The sequence below is a fragment of the Dyadobacter sp. SG02 genome, from assembly GCF_900109045.1.
Classification (GTDB): Bacteria; Bacteroidota; Bacteroidia; order Cytophagales; family Spirosomataceae; genus Dyadobacter.
On the sequence record NZ_FNYL01000014.1, the window covers coordinates 37,034 to 52,794 of the forward strand.

General features: G+C 52.7%; 11 protein-coding genes. 2 read left to right on the plus strand and 9 right to left on the minus strand.

Annotated features, from left to right (window positions below; genetic code table 11):
• Entirely contained in the window at positions 1-1,668 is a 1,668-nt protein-coding gene (locus tag BMW93_RS27295; RefSeq protein WP_090383956.1) for a glycosyltransferase family 39 protein, read from the plus strand.
• A 3-nt stretch (positions 1,669-1,671) separates the two neighbouring features.
• The gene (locus BMW93_RS27300; RefSeq protein WP_090383958.1) at positions 1,672-2,553 is read left to right on the plus strand and encodes a lysylphosphatidylglycerol synthase transmembrane domain-containing protein; all 882 of its coding nucleotides are present in this window, start codon (positions 1,672-1,674) and stop codon (positions 2,551-2,553) included.
• A gap of 80 nt (positions 2,554-2,633) precedes the next feature.
• Here the strand turns inward: BMW93_RS27300 and BMW93_RS27305 are convergent, their stop codons facing one another.
• The 9 genes from BMW93_RS27305 to BMW93_RS27345 form a co-directional block, all read right to left on the minus strand.
• The gene (locus BMW93_RS27305) at positions 2,634-4,130 is read right to left on the minus strand and encodes a choice-of-anchor I family protein (RefSeq protein ID WP_090383960.1); all 1,497 of its coding nucleotides are present in this window, start codon (positions 4,128-4,130) and stop codon (positions 2,634-2,636) included.
• Positions 4,131-4,228: 98 nt separating this feature from the next.
• The gene (locus BMW93_RS27310; RefSeq protein ID WP_177194221.1) at positions 4,229-5,047 is read right to left on the minus strand and encodes a ThuA domain-containing protein; all 819 of its coding nucleotides are present in this window, start codon (positions 5,045-5,047) and stop codon (positions 4,229-4,231) included.
• An 8-nt stretch (positions 5,048-5,055) separates the two neighbouring features.
• Positions 5,056-6,552 carry a glycoside hydrolase family 28 protein gene (locus BMW93_RS27315; protein WP_090383964.1) on the minus strand — a complete coding sequence of 499 codons (1,497 nt, stop codon included), beginning with the start codon at positions 6,550-6,552 and terminating at the stop codon, positions 5,056-5,058.
• Between the two features lie 151 nt (positions 6,553-6,703).
• The gene (locus tag BMW93_RS27320) at positions 6,704-8,137 is read right to left on the minus strand and encodes a TolC family protein (protein WP_090383966.1); all 1,434 of its coding nucleotides are present in this window, start codon (positions 8,135-8,137) and stop codon (positions 6,704-6,706) included.
• Positions 8,127-11,333: an efflux RND transporter permease subunit gene (locus BMW93_RS27325; protein ID WP_090383968.1), complete on the minus strand. Its 3,207-nt coding sequence runs from the start codon at positions 11,331-11,333 to the stop codon at positions 8,127-8,129. The genes BMW93_RS27320 and BMW93_RS27325 overlap by 11 nt, the downstream gene beginning before the upstream one ends.
• Positions 11,334-11,354: 21 nt before the next feature.
• The gene (locus tag BMW93_RS27330; RefSeq protein WP_090383971.1) at positions 11,355-12,440 is read right to left on the minus strand and encodes an efflux RND transporter periplasmic adaptor subunit; all 1,086 of its coding nucleotides are present in this window, start codon (positions 12,438-12,440) and stop codon (positions 11,355-11,357) included.
• Positions 12,441-12,592: 152 nt separating this feature from the next.
• Entirely contained in the window at positions 12,593-13,015 is a 423-nt protein-coding gene (locus BMW93_RS27335; protein WP_090383973.1) for a hypothetical protein, read from the minus strand.
• Between the two features lie 451 nt (positions 13,016-13,466).
• On the minus strand, positions 13,467-14,249 hold the full coding sequence (locus tag BMW93_RS27340; RefSeq protein WP_090383975.1) for a tryptophan-rich sensory protein: 783 nt from the start codon (positions 14,247-14,249) through the stop codon (positions 13,467-13,469).
• A 117-nt stretch (positions 14,250-14,366) separates the two neighbouring features.
• On the minus strand, positions 14,367-15,716 hold the full coding sequence (locus tag BMW93_RS27345) for an alkaline phosphatase family protein (RefSeq protein ID WP_229240859.1): 1,350 nt from the start codon (positions 15,714-15,716) through the stop codon (positions 14,367-14,369).
• Positions 15,717-15,761 lie beyond the last annotated feature (45 nt).

Here is a 15,761-nt window from a genome sequence, read left to right on the forward strand (position 1 = left end):
ATGCAAACACATCCTGCTTACATCCGGTATATGTATGCCGGGCTCATCCTGGCGATCTACATCCTGGGATTGCTACTGCCACTTTTCGATAACGACAGCGCGCATCACGCGCTCATAGGCATGCATATGCACGTCACAGGCGACTACGTGAGCCTCATCGACCGCGGCCGCGACTACCTCGACAAGCCGCATATGCTTTTCTGGCTCTCCGCATTGGGCGATATGCTGTTCGGGATCGGGACGTTGTCGTACAAACTACCGAGCCTGCTATTGGCCGTTCCCGGCATTTACGCCACTTACCGCCTGGCTGCGCGGCTGTACAGCAGGCAAGCCGGTATGCATGCGGTGCTGATCCTCGTCTCGACGCAGGCTTATATTCTCGCGCACAACGACGTCAGGATGGACGCCTTGTTGCTTTCTTTTATCATTACAGCCACCTGGCTGCTTCACGAATACACCATTACCTTAAAACCGGGCATGCTGATCGCCGGTACCTTCGTGCTCGCATTATCGTTTGCTACGAAAGGCATGTCGGGCGCGGCGGTACCGGTGATCGCTGTCGGCTCGCAGTTGCTGTACACGCGGAACTGGCGGTTTATATTCTCGCTGAAATGGATCTGGGCCATGCCGCTTTTCTTCCTGTTTATCAGTCCGGTATTGTATTCCTATTATTTACAGTATGATCTGCACCCCGGCAAAGTCATTCGCGGCATGACGCGTACTTCCGGCGTTTCGTTCATCCTCTTTCATCAGAATACCGAGCGGCTCAACGGCGTGAACTGGGGAAGCTCGGGCGGTAACGATCCGTTCCTGTTCTTCCATTCGTTGCTTTGGGCGCTTTTGCCGTGGTGTTTGCTCGGTTACTGGGCTGTTTTTAAAAGAGGTTTTGAATTAATTAAAAGAAGATTTTTTCCTGAAAAAAACGGCGAAATATTGAGCTGGACGACGATCGTCGTAATGCTCTGCATTCTCACCGCTTCCAATTTCCGTCTGCCGCATTACCTCAATATTCTCTTCCCGTTCTTCGCGATCCTGATTGCTGGCGAGCTGGAAAAAGTGCATGCGGGGAGCCGGGAGAGCAAGGTGCTCAATGGTATACAAAAGTTCGTGGCCATAGTAATGATACTGCTCGGGCTGTTCATCAACATCTGTTTATTCCCCGTCAAAGCCTATGCGATCGTTTTACTGGTGATTCCCGCCTTGTATCTGGTCATTTACGAATGGCGCGTGACGCCGGGCTGGCCATCTAAGCTGGTGGGCATTTCGTTGAGCGCATCGGTACTGGTGAATGTGCTGATGAACGGCAGTTTTTACTATGAACTGCAACGCTACCAGGCCGGGCAGCATATTGCGGCCAAAGTGAAGGATTTGGCCCTGGAAGAGGACAATATTTTCGTGATGAACTGGGAAAGTCCTACGCTGAATTACTATTCCGGCTACTTTTACGCCGAGGCCGATCCGGTGGCGCTGGTTGCCCGTAAAGATTTCTGGGTGGTCGGGCCGATCGACGAAATTTTCGCATTGCAGCAGGCGGGAGGCTTGCGGGCGCACGAGGCGTACCATTACCTGGATTTTGACACAACCAAGCTAAAACCCGGTTTTATTAATCCCCAAACCCGCCTGGAAGCATGCAAGAACATCGGTCTCGTGCATTTGAAAAGGGACTGACGCATGATGAAATACCTGAAATGGCTGCTGAAATTATCCATAACGGTAGCGCTGCTGTGGTGGGTCTTTCACCGGATCGACCTGGAAAGTGTGTCGAAGGCCATCGGCAAGGCCGATAAGCTGTTGCTGGCGCTGGCATTGGTGCCCTACCTCGCTTCACGCATTACCGCGGCAATGCGGCTCACGACCATCCTTCGGGCGCACGAAGTCGGGCTGTCGCATTACGGCGGGATACATTTGCATTGGATCAGCATGTTTTACGGCATGTTTCTCCCCGGCGGACTGGGCGGTGATGCGTACAAGTTGCTCCGTTTGAAACAGCATTATCCTGCAAACGGCACAATGCTGCTCACGCGTATTTTGCTGTGGGACCGCATCATAGGGTTTATTATGCTCGGCTTGCTTGCCGGTATCATTGCCATGGTCCGGTTTTACGACAACAAACTCATCGCCCTCATTCCCGCCCTGGCATTACCCGGCGCGGGGACACTTTGGTGGAGTGCAAAAAAATGGCTGCCGGGCATCATCCCCGTGTTGGGGCGTATTCTGTTGCTTTCTTTCGGTACCCAGGTTTTCCAGATCATTTGTACCGGTTTCCTGCTCTATTCCATGGGCGAAACCAGCCATTGGGCCGACTACGCATTACTTTTCCTGCTTTCCTCGATCGCGACGGTATTCCCGCTGAGCATCGGCGGCATAGGCGTTCGCGAGCTCGTATACTTGCGCGGCTCGGTGCTGCTGGGCGTTTCGGAACCGATTGCGGTGACGGTAAGTGTTTTGTTTGATATAATCGTGACTGCCACGGCGGTTACCGGGGCTGCATTGGTGATAGGGGAGCGAACAGGGGTAGAAGCCGAAGGGGGCGACACATTTGCAGAACGTTAATGTCACGTTGAGCGAACTGTCACGTTGAGCGGACCGGTCGGCTCAGACTGACATAACGCCAGCTCAACGTGACATAACAATTACGGCTGGTAAAATTTCACCGTCCCATCCTCTTCGTTGCTCGTCACGAGCAAACTTTTACCGTTCGGGCTCTTGTCCGATGGGATGAACAGCACGCCTTCCGGTGCGTCGCCGGTTTTGATGATTTGCAGGAATTGCGGGGCAGAAGGGTTGCTCACGTCGTAAACGCCGATCGCGTCCACACGCTCCATCGCGATGAATGCCACGGGTTTGCCGTTCATCCAGCCTACGGTAACGCCTTCCGGTTCTACACCCTTGTCGTCCGAGCGGGTATCGTCGTAAATGCCTGCTTTGATCACCTCTTTTTCCAGGGAATTGCCCGATTCATAGATACGTTTCATGTTACCCGCGGAGAAAATGCTGAAACCGCGTCCGCCGAAGCTGTAAAGTTCTTCGTAGGTACCGTCGTTTTCGAAGTCGCCACGCGTGCTCGTTACGCGCAGGCGGCCGAGGTTCGAAGTCTTTTTCAGGTCGTCGCCGTTGGGGAAATTAACCGGGTTCAGTTTGAGCGAACTTACGCGTTTCTGCTCGTCGAATGTGCTGTACTCGCGGGCGTCGCCTTCGTCGGCGGTGATCAGGTAGGGGGTGCCGTTGACGGAGAAATACGTGATCGCGTCGGGCAGATAGAACGATTTGATCGGCCAGTTTTTCAGTTCCACTTTCTTATCGTCGTCGCTGGCGTCGAGGGCATTGAGCAGGTAGCTGATATCCTTCGTTCCCAGCGGGTGAAGTGCCAGTATTTTACCGCTGATCAGGTCGATTTCCGCTACACCGTTGTTTTCCTGCAAGGTCACGAATGCCTTTTGGGAGTTGTCCGAGATGGCAACGTATTCGGGTTCGATATCCTGCGCGAATGTCGCCTTAGGACCGAATTTGCGGAAGCCTTGTGGCGCCAGCAGATTGTAAGAGTTCTCAAATGCGGCGAAATCGAGTGTTTTAACACTGTAATTATTTGTGACATCGATAATGGATACCGAACCTTCGGGGTCTACGCTGTAATCGGCATTGGGCTCGCCTTCGTTGGCGCTTACGATAAACCGTCCGTCCGGGCTGAATGTCACCATATCCGGCAATGCGCCGACGGTGATCTGTTTGATCGTTTGCAATGTGCTGGTATTGAGTACAATCACGCTGCCGTTCGCTTGCTTGTTGGTCGCTTCGAGGGCAATCGCGAGTTTTCCGTTCGACACCGCCACGCTATTGGCCACGCCGCCCAGCGCCGAAACGTCGATCGGTTGCAATTTCGTGATGGCCGGGAATTGCGAAAGGTCGAGCACATCCACGATGGCCGCCTTTTCATTATTCACCGTGAAAAGTCTTTTGGACGCAGGATCATAGGCTGAAATTTCAGCCGCGGCAAGGTTACCCAGGTCCACGCCCGCTACTTCTTTGAAAGCCGAGGGATCTTCCTGTACAGGGTTTTGAGGGAAATGGTCGGTACAGGCGTTTAAGAGAGTTGCGGCAAGCAACAGCGCCAGTAAAGGTTTCTTTTGCATTTTTGAGTTGTGAGTAGTTTAGAAAACTAAAAGTACTCACGTGATAAAATGCACAGTGCTAAGGATCTGAAACTTAACACAAACATAATGCATCACATTTACAGACCACCGGCCCAGGCGATCCCACCCATGATGTGCTTCATTGCCGTGGGATCGCTGTATGTGGACGCATTGTGCCCGATGGCCGTGTAGAACATTCGCCCTTTGCCGATTTCACGTGCCCAGGCGATAGGATGGTCGCCGTGCATGTCTTTGGGCCAGAAAGCAGGGTAAGTATTTTCATCGACGGTCAGTAATACCTGAAAGCCCGGCTTTCCGCGTATGCTTTCGTGGAAATTGTACCATTCGTCGTGCTTCTCCCAGCGGGCGGGCAGGCCGTCGATGGCCGGATGCGAACCGGGTTCGGTCACGATTTCAGCGCTCGGAATAGGGTAGGGCAAAAAGGTGTGGCTCCGGAAACGTGTGCCGAGCAGCGTTCCGTACCAGTCCCATTTGTATTCGCAATCGGAGGCGGAATGGATGCCCGCATAACCGCCGCCGTTTTCGATGTATTTTTCAAATGCGCGTTGCTGATCGTCGGTAAGGAAATCGCCGGTAGGCGACAGGAATACGACGGCGCGATAGGATTTGAGGCAGATTTCGTGGAAATAGGCGCCATTCTCCGTCGCTACCACTTCCCAGCCGCGTTTTTGACCTGCTTCTTTAATGGCTTTCACACCCGCTTCGATGGACGCGTGCCGGTAACCGTTCGTTTTGGAAAAAATCAATATGGCTTTCCGGGTTGTAGCTACACAATTCGCGGGAATGGCCCTTTCGAAAACCGGCTTTTGCCAGGGGAGCCAGCGCATCGAATGCAATGCGTAACCAGCCGCTCCGGCAATGGCAATCGTCAGCACGGACAGTATTTTCCAAACCATGCGAAGTCTCATTTCCTGGTGACGATGCCCGTTGATTTATGCGTATGAATATAATTTTTGATGCCGGGCGTCGCTACGCCGGGCGTCGCTACGCCGGGCTGGGTTACCTTAATACCTTCAAATGTCGCGCCATGCAGGTCGTCAGCAACGATGGCGGTGCGGTAATCCTTCTTTTCGCAGGATAATGTGAGGTTGCTGACCTTGATATCCTTCGCGTGGCGCACGTACAGGCCCCACGCGGGAAGCTCGTCGAACATCGAGAACTCCGGGTAGAAAGTGGGTTTCTCGGGCACCTTGTCCAATTCGTCGAGCCCGATTTTGGCATACATCGGGTTGCCGCCTCCCGGCATTTTGATCTCGATATTTTTCAAAGTCACATTGGTAATGATCGCGTCGGGCATGCCCACAATGCCCGAAGGCGAAATATTGCGCGGCATATCCTCGATCGGGCCTTCGTATTCATAACCCGCATCGGGTTTGGTAGCCGGCACTTCCACGTACATATTTGAGATGCTAATGTTTTCCATCCTCCCTTTCTTCCCTTTCACCCTTTCTCCAATCCTCAAAAAGATCGCATTTCCGGTGTTGTAAGCCTTTAAACTGTCCACAATCACGTTTTCGACAAAACCACCGTCCACAGCCTGTAATGTCACCGCCGAGCGGTAAGTATCGAAGATTTTGACATTATAAATTTTAACATTACTTAAACCGCCATAAGAAGCGGTACCGAACTTGATACCGTTGGCACTGGAACGAATGGTGCAGTTTCTGACCAGTATATTTTTACAAACTTTGCTAGCATCGTGTGATTTGAGGCAAATGCCGTCATCGTCCGAATCGATAAAGGAATTGGTGATGGTCACGCCGTCGCAATCGACGATATCGATGCCGTCGTTGTTCCAGTAGGCTTTGCTATCGACGGTAATGCTGTCGATGGCGACGTTTTTGCACTGGTCGTAAATTTGCACCCAGCTCGACGAGTTCTGCATGGTGACGCCTTTGATATTCACATTCTCGCAATTGCGTATGTACGCGAGCACGGGCCGCGTTTCGGCTTCCGGGCGGTCCTGCCGGAAGAGGTCTTTGATCAGCCCTTTGTGGATCATGTCCACGATGTTGCGGGCAATGTAGCGGCCGCGACCGTCGATCACGCCCTGACCGGTAATGCCGATATTCTGCTGGTCGTGCGCGAAGACGATGGCTGTCCACACTTTTTTATCATAATCCCAGGGGTTCAGCGAGCCAAGCAACACGGCGCCTTCTTCCAAATGCAGGGTTACATTGGATTTTAAATGGACGGAACCAGTGAGGTAGCGGCCCACATTGAATACCAGCCGACCGCCGCCATTCTGGGAAATGAAGTCGATCGCGTATTGAATGGAGCGGGTGTTGAGGGTAATGCCGTCGGAATGGATGCCGAAAAGCGAGGTGCGGTAGTCTTTCGCCCGGAGTTGCAGGCAGGTAAAGGTCAGCAGGGCAAAGGTCAGGTAATTTTTCAGGCTCATAGAAATCAGGAGTTGGGTTGGTACAAAACGGTTACTTAACTCAAATCCTCGTAATAAGCTGATTTTGTGATGGAATTACCTGCAAAAAAATAAAGATTCCCCCGAAGGCCGGGAGAATCTTTACCAAAAAACCACATCCTAAGTTAATCTGTCAATTCCATCCGCCTCCGAGTGCCCGGTAGATATTTACCATGGCATTCATTTGCTTCATTTTGGTTTCGATCAGTTCGAATTTCGACTCCAACGCGTCGCGCTGGGTCAGCAATACTTCCATATAATCGGCGCGGGCCGAGGCAAACAACCGGTTGGAAATGGTGGTCGACTGGTTCAACGCGTCCACTTCCTTCGTTTTCAGGTCGTAGCTCTTTTCGAGGTTACTGATATTCGAAAGCTGGTTCACGACTTCGATGTACGCATTCAAAACGGTACGCTGATAGTTGTAAATGGCCTGGACCTGACGCGCATTCGCGTTGGCATAACCCGCGCGGATCGCGTAACGATTGATCACCGGGCCGGCCAGGTCGCCAATGAGCGATCCCATGATCGACTCAGGCACGCGGGCGAGGTAAATCGGGCTGAATGCCTGGAAACCGAGGCTGGCCGACAATCCCAGTGAAGGGTAGAAGTTGGCCCTCGCCACAGTCACGTCGATCTTCGCCGCTTCCAGATCGAGCTCTGCTTGCTTGATATCCGGGCGGTTCGAAAGCAATTGCGAAGGTATACCGGCCTGTATCACGCTCGGAGCGAGGTTTTCGAAGCCTTGGCTGGTGCGCTGCACCGGCTGCGGGTAACGTCCGACGAGGAAGTTGATCCGGTTTTCGGTTTCGATGATCTGCTGCTGGATACCATATTGCAGGTTTTGTGTTTTCAACACCTGCGCTTCGAACCGGCGCACGGCCAGTTCGGTCACGCGGGTCGCCTCTTTCTCCATGCGCACGATCTTCAACGCATTGTTCTGGATGTCGATATTCTGGCGGATAATGGCCAGCTGCGTATCCAGCGCGAGCAGTTCGTAATAGGAGTTCGCGATTTCGGCCGCGAGGTTGGTCATCATGAAGTTTTTGCCTTCGATGGACGACAGGTACCGCGTTGCAGCCGCCTTTTTCGCGTTCCGGAGCTTATGCCAGATATCGACTTCCCAACGGGCCACCGCGGCGATATTTACATCCGGTAGCGGATCGGGCGTTTCTTTGCCTGGCTTGATGTCGGTAGTAGCCTCGCTCGCACCGATGTTGGTGTAGCGCGCCGCTTTCTCCACGCCCGCACCGCCGCGCAGGCCTATGAATGGCAGGTATTCCCCTTTGCGGGCCTGGATCTCGTTCTGCGAGATCGCGATTTCCTGCAAGGTAATGTTCAGTTCCTGGTTGTTTTTGAATGCGGTGTCGATCAGCGCATTCAGGTTAGGATCTGTGAAAAACGTTTTCCAGCTTACCTTACCGGTGTTGGTGGAATCCTGTGAGCCGTTGAAGCTCACAGGTACCGCCCGGTTTTCTGTTTTCTGGGGCAGCGTCGGGATGTTACAGGCCTGGTAGGTCAGCCCGATGAACGCGATGCCGGCCCAGTTCAATATTCTCTTATTTCGCATGTTCGTCTTTATCTTCTGAATGGGGGAAAGCATCAATGGCATGTACGAAACCTTCGGACAGCGAGCTGTCTTCTTCGTCGCGGATCAGTTTTCTGCCGTCTGCCAGTTTAGCGAATATGTAATACAAGCCCGGGATGATGATAACCCCGAAGATGGTACCGAACAACATACCACCCATTGCGGAGGAACCGATCGTACGGTTACCGATGGCACCGGCGCCGGTAGCCATGATCAACGGGATCAGACCGGCCACGAATGCGAACGAGGTCATGAGGATCGGACGGAAACGTACTCTCGCCCCTTCGATCGCCGCCGACAGGATAGTGGCGCCTTCCGCGCGCTTCTGCACCGCGAATTCCACGATCAATACGGCGTTTTTACCTAACAGACCGACGAGCATGATCAAACCGATCTGTGCATAGATGTTGTTTTCGAGGCCCATCAGTTTCAGCATCAGGAACGATCCGAACACCCCGACAGGCAGCGATAGTACCACCGCGAGCGGAATGATGAAACTTTCATACTGTGCCGCGAGTACCAGGTACACGAATGCCAATACGATCATGAACACGACCACCGATTCGTTTCCGCGGATCGATTCGTCATAGGAAAGACCTTCGAATGCGATGTCGTAACCTTTGGGAAGCGTTTTGGCAGACACTTCACGGATCGCCGCGATGGCTTCCGCCGTGGTGTAGCCTTTCGCGGGAAGTCCCTGGATCGCCGCCGAGTTATAGAGGTTAAAACGCGTGATCTCGTTAGGTCCCTGTCCTTTTTTGAGTTTCATGAATGAAGAGTAAGGCACCATTTCGCCCGCCTCGTTTTTCACAAACAGTTTCAACAGGTCGGTCGGGAGTCGGCGGAACTGCGGATCGGATTGTACATATACTTTAAAGAACTGGTTGAACTTGATGAAACCCTGCTCGTAAGTACTACCGATCATGATGTTGAGGTTATCCATCGCTTTTCCGATCGAAACGCCCTTCTGCATCGCCAGTTTGTTGTCGATTTCCAGTTCGTACTGCGGATAGTTGGCCGCGAAGAAGGTAAACAAACCGGTGAGCTCTTTGCGTTTGCCCAGGTTTTCGAGGAATTCCTTGTTGATCTTGTCAAACTCCTGGTAATCGGTGTCCGTGTTTTTATCCAAAAGACGCATCGAGAAACCGCCGGAAGTACCGAAACCCGGGATCGCTGGTGGTTCGAAGAATTCGACCGTCGCACCGAGGCCTTTGGAAGCATGTTCCAGTTCTTCCATGATCTCCTTCACATTCTGGTCACGCTCGTGCCATGGTTTGAGGTTGATCAGACAGGTACCTGCATTGGAACCGCGTCCCTCCGTCATGATCTCGTAACCTGCGAGCGACGATACCGACTCGATACCTTTCACTTCCTCGCAAATCTTTTGCAGACGACGCGATACCTCGTTGGTTTTTTCCAAAGTTGATCCCGGAGGTGTCTGGATGATCGCGTAGATAGTACTCTGGTCTTCATTAGGGATAAAACCTGCCGGTACGATCGAGTTGGCATAATAAATACCGAAACAGAACACACCCAGAACAATGAATGTCACCAGACGACGGGCCACGATCCGGTTCAGCAACGCAACATAGCGACCGGTGAGTTTTTCAAAACCACGGTTGAATGCGTCGATCCCCTTGTCCATAATGGATTTCTTTCTCGCGTGGCCGTGGTGACCTTTCAAAAGCATCGCACACAATACGGGTGTGAGCGTTAATGCGATCAACGCCGAGATGACAATCGAGCTCGCCATGGTAATGGAGAACTGGCGGTAGAACGTACCCACCGGACCGGACATGAAGGAGATAGGTACGAATACCGACACCATGACCGCTGTGATCGCGATGATCGCACCACTGATTTCGGCCAGTACCTTCTTCACCGCATTGTACGGCGATATGCCGGGTTCCTCCTCAAACTTGGCGTGGACCGCCTCCACCACCACAATCGCGTCATCGACCACAATACCGATGGCAAGTACCAACGCGAAGAGTGTGATCAGGTTAATGGATAGCCCGAAGCCCTGTATGACAAAGAATGCCCCGACCAATGATACCGGAACCGCGAGGATCGGGATGAGGGTCGAACGCCAGTCGCCGAGAAAGAGGAACACTACCAACGCCACGAGGATAAACGCATCGCGCAGGGTGTCGATTACCTGCTCGATAGACGCGTCGAGGAACTGGGAAACGTCATAGCTGATCTTGTAGTCGATACCGGGAGGGAACGACTCTTTCATCACGTCGAGTTTTTTCTTCACTTCCTCGATTACGTCGCTCGCGTTACTACCATAGTTCTGGCGCAAAACGATCGCAGCCGAGGGCTTACCGTCCAGGTTGGAGTAAATATCGAAGAACTCACTACCCAGCTCCACTTTCGCGATGTCTTTCAAATGGATGCTTTCACCTTCCTTGTTGGCGCGGATGATAATGTCTTCGTACTCCTTCGGTTCGCTGTACCGTCCTTTGTAAGTCAATACGTATTCGAGTGACTGCGCGGCGATACCGGAGCTTTGTCCGATACGGCCCGGGCGACCGATGATACTTTGTTCGGCCAGCGACTTCATTACTTCTTCTACCGAAATGCTGTACGCACGCATACGGTCGGGATTGAGCCATACGCGCATCGCGTAACGGCGGCTACCGAGGATCTGCGCCCGCGCTACCCCTTTGGTCCGCTGGATTTCAGGGATCATTTTAACGGTAGCGTAGTTGAAGAGGAATTTCTCGTCAATGGTTTTGGATTTCGAGTACAGGTTGACGTACATCAACATACTCGGCTGGATGGGCGTGATAATTACCCCCTCGCGCTGAACGAGTTCAGGGAGAAGCGGCATTACCTGGTCAACCCTCGTTTTTACCCTGATAACGGCGTCGTTCGGGTCGGTACCGGGCTCGAAGATAATCCTCAGCGTCGCTTCACCTGCACTGGTGGCGTCGGTAGCGATGTAGCGCATGTCCTGAACACCGTTAATGGCCTGTTCCAGCGTGATAAGCGTGGATTTTACCAATACGTCGGCACTTGAACCGGGGTAGGCGATGAAAATGTTAACAGTGGTAGGAGCAATGTCCGGGAACTGCGAAATAGGCAGTTTTTTGATAGCCAGTACACCTATAAAGACTATCATGACCGATATCACAATCGCGAATACAGGTCGTCGTATGAATTGATTAAACATATCTTTTGCTCTCGGACCCGATTATTCCGCGTACAGGCTTAGGTGAGAAATGACCGAATCCGGCTTCTGGAATTTGTAGCTGATCTTCTCGTTTTCGTGTACCTGACGCAAACCTTCGAGCAGGATCTTGTCGTCTTTCTGAAGACCTTTCGAGATCGCGAAAATGTGCGGTAGCTCGGCAGCGATCGTGATCTCGCGCGACTGTACTTTTCCATCCTTGTCGATCACATAGCAGTATTTCTTTTCCAGAACCTCGAACGTGGCTTTCTGCGGGATCAGCAATGTGCTTTTCAATGGCACGCTGATTTGTACATTACCCGTTTCGCCGTGGCGAAGGAGCCCTTTGGGGTTCGGGAATGTGGCCCTGAACGCGATGTTACCTGTTTCGTTATTGAAATCGGCCTCGATGGTTTTCACCGCTCCGGTGTGATCGAAGATTTTCTCGTTGGCCATTTTGAGTTTTACTTTAAGGAGGTTGCCGCCGTCTTCACCGGATTTGTAATCCAGGTATTCGGCTTCCGGCACATTGAAGTAAACCCACATTTCGCTGTTATCGGAAAGGGTAGTAAGCAGGTCGCCCTCGTCCACCAGACTTCCCAGCCGCACCTGGAAATGGTCCATAATCCCGTTGAACGGCGCGCGGATCTCGGTGAAGCCCAGGTGGGTAGCCGCGAGCCCCAGTTCTGCTTTGGCTTTGTCCAGTTTCGCTTTCGCCAGTGCGAGCTCGTTTTTGGAAACCACATTGCTGTCGGCCAGCGCCTTGGTGTTTTTGTATTCGATTTCAGCGAAGTTAGCCTCGGCCTGCGCTTTTTGTTGCTCGGCCTGGTACACCAGCGGCATGATCTGGAACATCAGCTGGCCTTTTTTCACCATCTGACCTTCGTCCACATATATTTTTTGCAAATAACCTCTTTCCAATGCACGCAGCTCGATATGGCTGATCGCCCGGATCTGGCTCACGTATTCTTTGATGATCGTGGTGTCTTTCTGTAAGGGGCTTGTTACTAAATAGTTAACCTCTTGTTCTTTTTCTTCTTCGTGTTTGGATGTGCAGCCTGTCTGATACAACAATGCACCCAAGCTCACGAGCATGAGAATTCTTTTCATGATGTTTTTTGGAGTTAGCAAATGGAATTTTTGATAGTTTCTGTTCGTATGGGTGTGCCAGTCGGCACGTAACGGGCAGCCGTGAGCTACCGGGGATTGGCGCCACGACGACCGGATGAGCAGGCCGTAGAATTGACCTGCCGCTGAGCGGATCAAATTCTGAGTACGCGGAGCCTCAGATATCGGTGGGAGGAATAAAACGTGCCGAAAGGGGGTAGCGGCCGGGTTTCGGCAATACGGCAAAAAGGAAAGGACTGACGTGCGGCAAATGCGGCTGCTAACAAACCGCCTGCACGCGGTGATTTTTTCAGCGAGTACGACTCGCTCGAATCTTCTTCTTTTTCTTCGGTAATCGCTTTGACGAACTCGGCGAACTTGCGCGCGGCGTCCGGCAGGCGGAAGGCCGGATCGTTGTCATCGAAGGTTTGTACAAAATTCGGATGCGCCGATTTCGCCAGGATCTGAATGGGAGAATTGCAGGGTTGACGTTCCTGAGCACCCGCATACATATTGCTGTATCCATCCACCAGGAGAATGCACAGGGGCAGAAGATATTTCAGCAATTCTTTGATCATCTTAACGGGTAGCTATTGAGTCTTTTGTATAATTTGGAGGTCTTAAATGGCGTCGTTATTTCAAGTCTTTGAGAATGAGCATGCGTTTAGGCGCTGTTTGTCGTGCGCGGGTTTTTGGATTTGTTCTTTTCGTAGGTGTGTGTCTCTTATACGCATACAAAAACCGCACTTCATCCTTAACTCTATGTTAAAAGGAGGTTAAAAAGGGATTAAAATCGTCGAATGGGCATTGCGGGTGATTCACCGGCGGGGCAGGAGGCGTGTTTTGGATAAGTAAATCTTTGTATTGTTATATTGAAGGGCGTGGTGCGAAGCTCTTGCTTGGGGCATAAACATTTGCAGGCCTCCGGGCGGTCGGTACTGCTGGTCGTTTTGCAGTCTTGACCGGCCGGAGGCCTGCGAATAGTAGACACGAAGCGAGAGCTTCGCGCCAGCGCGCCACAGCGCGCTTTTAGCGTGCTTCTTCCAGAAAGTGCCGTCCGCGGTTGCGGTAGGCGTGGATGCTGGTGCTGATCAGAATAACCGTCGAAACGATGAGCGCGGCATTTACGACCGTAGGCGCTGTGCCCCAGTTCGCCGCCGCAACGGCCACCAATGCCCACACGCCCACCATGGAGGATTCCCGAAGGTTACGTTGCCAGGTGAGGGCAATATAAACGGCACCTGCGACGCAGATCATGATCACCGTCCAGGCTACCGGCGAGAGACCGAAACCGTTCCAGCCGATTTTTGTGAAATATGCCGCTACGTTAGCGATGAGCGCGACGGAAATCCAGCCCAGGTAGATAGCGAACGGCCACCAGGTGAGGGCGATTTTTTTAAAGGGTATCAAATCCATTTCCATGCGGGTGCGCACGATGATCAGCCACAGCGAAGCTAGCAGCGTGATCATAATCAGGACGGAAAGGCCGGTGAAATCATAGAGCCAGGCCAGTACCCAGGCCGAGTTGGCAATGCAGGAGACCACGAACAACCAGCCGATCTTCTCCACGACGGCCGGCACCTCGCGCTTGCCCGAAATGCCGCGTGCCTGGTAAATCACAAACGCGGCGAGCATCAGGTAAATCAGGCCCCAGATGGAGAATGCGTAACCCGACGGCGTGAAGTAGTTCTGATACCGCGCCGAAACGCTGGCCATGGTGTTGTTGTTGAAAATGCCGGTATTGGAGAGGTAGTTGACGATCACGGTGACGATCAACGCGATGATGTTGGCTATTTGTAAGGTCCTTTTCATAAATGTTTCTTTTTGGCGTCACCTCAAAAAACCATGCCTCCAACAAACAAAAAAGGACGCCGCAATTTCAGCGACGCCCTTTCCGATGGATTCTTATCTATCTTACAAACCTAAATGCTATTCTTTGGCGAGCAATCCGGGGTAGAGGGTGCCGTCGGCCGATGGGAAGTCGATATGGAGCAACTTCGCGATCAGGGGCGCGATGTCCTGCAAGCCCATTTCGGGTATGACCGCACCTTTTTTGATCCCACGGCCGAATGCGACGAAGCCGGTCTGGATCTCCTTGAAATCGGGGAAGAAGCCGTGTGTACCGCCGCTGGCCGCGCGCACGAAATCGCCGGTGGCCGCATTGCCGATCGTAAATCCTTGTCTGGGCGCCAGGGCCAGGGCTGCATTTGGGTCGGAGCCGACGGCGTCCAGCGCGGCACGGTCTTTCACCTCGAACATCGCTTTTTGGGCAAGAGGCAATTTTGCCAGCGCCGCTTTTACTTTTTCGAGCGTTTGCGTATCGTTTTTATCTTTCAAATGCAGGAACGACGAGCCGCCCGACGCATGGAAGTAGGCTTTCCATGCCGCAGGGTTTTTAGGGTCGTACAGGCCCGCCTGCGCGAGGAGCACATTAGGCGATAGCGACGAATGGATATCCACAAAACCATGGTCGCCGGTGACGATCACCGTGGTTTTTTCTTTGATACCGGCCTTGTCGATAGCTTCCAGAATGGCTTTGATGCCCCGGTCTACGCTCGTCAGCGAGGCGCGTACCTTGTCGCCGTCGCGGCCTTGCTCGTGCTCGAAATGATCGACAGCCACTAGGTGAACGGCCAGGAACGACGGCTTGTATTTCCGGATAATGTAGGCACTCGTGCGGGAGAGGTTGTCGTCGATGCTCAGGTATTCGCCGTCGAAATCGATCTCTTCGAGTTTGCCGGTCGCATTCTGCTGAATTTCCTCGTAAAAACCTTTCGGATTGGCATTTTCGCTCAGCGCCCTGGTCATATTGCGCTTGCCGCCCTTGGTTTCGGGCAAATACCAGTATTCCGGAATGTTATAGTCGGCAGGCCCGCCGAGTGAAACCGGCCAGAATACCGATGCCGTAGTAAGCCCTTTTTCCTTTGCCGCGCTGAAAATCGTCGGCACTTTAATGGTCTTGTAATCCCAGATCCATTTGCCGGTCACTTCGAGGGGTTCCGGCGGGGTATTGTAGTAAACACCGTGCTTGATCGGCTTAACGCCCGTGATCATGGTCGTGTGGGAGGGGTAGGTAACGGTCGGGAAAACGCCGGTCACGCCGTCGGCATAGGCGCCGGTTTCCATTCCCTGGCGGAGGTTCACCATCGACCAGCTCGGGTCTTTGTAAAATTCGGGTCTCAAGCCGTCGACGCTGATCAGGATCACGTGCGAATCCTGTGCGCGGAGGCTTTTGAGCGTAAATGTGGAAAGGGTTAAGAGCAGGATTAGTTTTTTCATAGAGAATGCGCTCGTTAGTTCATTTCCCGGCTCCCTGTGCACTCG

What these genes read in the sequence shown, in the direction of transcription:
- BMW93_RS27295 (WP_090383956.1), top strand. Translation starts at nt 1, where the DNA reads ATGCAAACACATCCTGCTTACATCCGGTATATGTATGCCGGGCTCATC.
- BMW93_RS27305 (WP_090383960.1), bottom strand. Translation starts at nt 4,130, where the DNA reads ATGCAAAAGAAACCTTTACTGGCGCTGTTGCTTGCCGCAACTCTCTTA.
- BMW93_RS27300 (WP_090383958.1), top strand. Translation starts at nt 1,672, where the DNA reads ATGATGAAATACCTGAAATGGCTGCTGAAATTATCCATAACGGTAGCG.
- BMW93_RS27340 (WP_090383975.1), bottom strand. Translation starts at nt 14,249, where the DNA reads ATGAAAAGGACCTTACAAATAGCCAACATCATCGCGTTGATCGTCACC.
- BMW93_RS27335 (WP_090383973.1), bottom strand. Translation starts at nt 13,015, where the DNA reads ATGATCAAAGAATTGCTGAAATATCTTCTGCCCCTGTGCATTCTCCTG.
- BMW93_RS27325 (WP_090383968.1), bottom strand. Translation starts at nt 11,333, where the DNA reads ATGTTTAATCAATTCATACGACGACCTGTATTCGCGATTGTGATATCG.
- BMW93_RS27315 (WP_090383964.1), bottom strand. Translation starts at nt 6,552, where the DNA reads ATGAGCCTGAAAAATTACCTGACCTTTGCCCTGCTGACCTTTACCTGC.
- BMW93_RS27310 (WP_177194221.1), bottom strand. Translation starts at nt 5,047, where the DNA reads ATGGTTTGGAAAATACTGTCCGTGCTGACGATTGCCATTGCCGGAGCG.
- BMW93_RS27345 (WP_229240859.1), bottom strand. Translation starts at nt 15,716, where the DNA reads ATGAAAAAACTAATCCTGCTCTTAACCCTTTCCACATTTACGCTCAAA.
- BMW93_RS27330 (WP_090383971.1), bottom strand. Translation starts at nt 12,440, where the DNA reads ATGAAAAGAATTCTCATGCTCGTGAGCTTGGGTGCATTGTTGTATCAG.
- BMW93_RS27320 (WP_090383966.1), bottom strand. Translation starts at nt 8,137, where the DNA reads ATGCGAAATAAGAGAATATTGAACTGGGCCGGCATCGCGTTCATCGGG.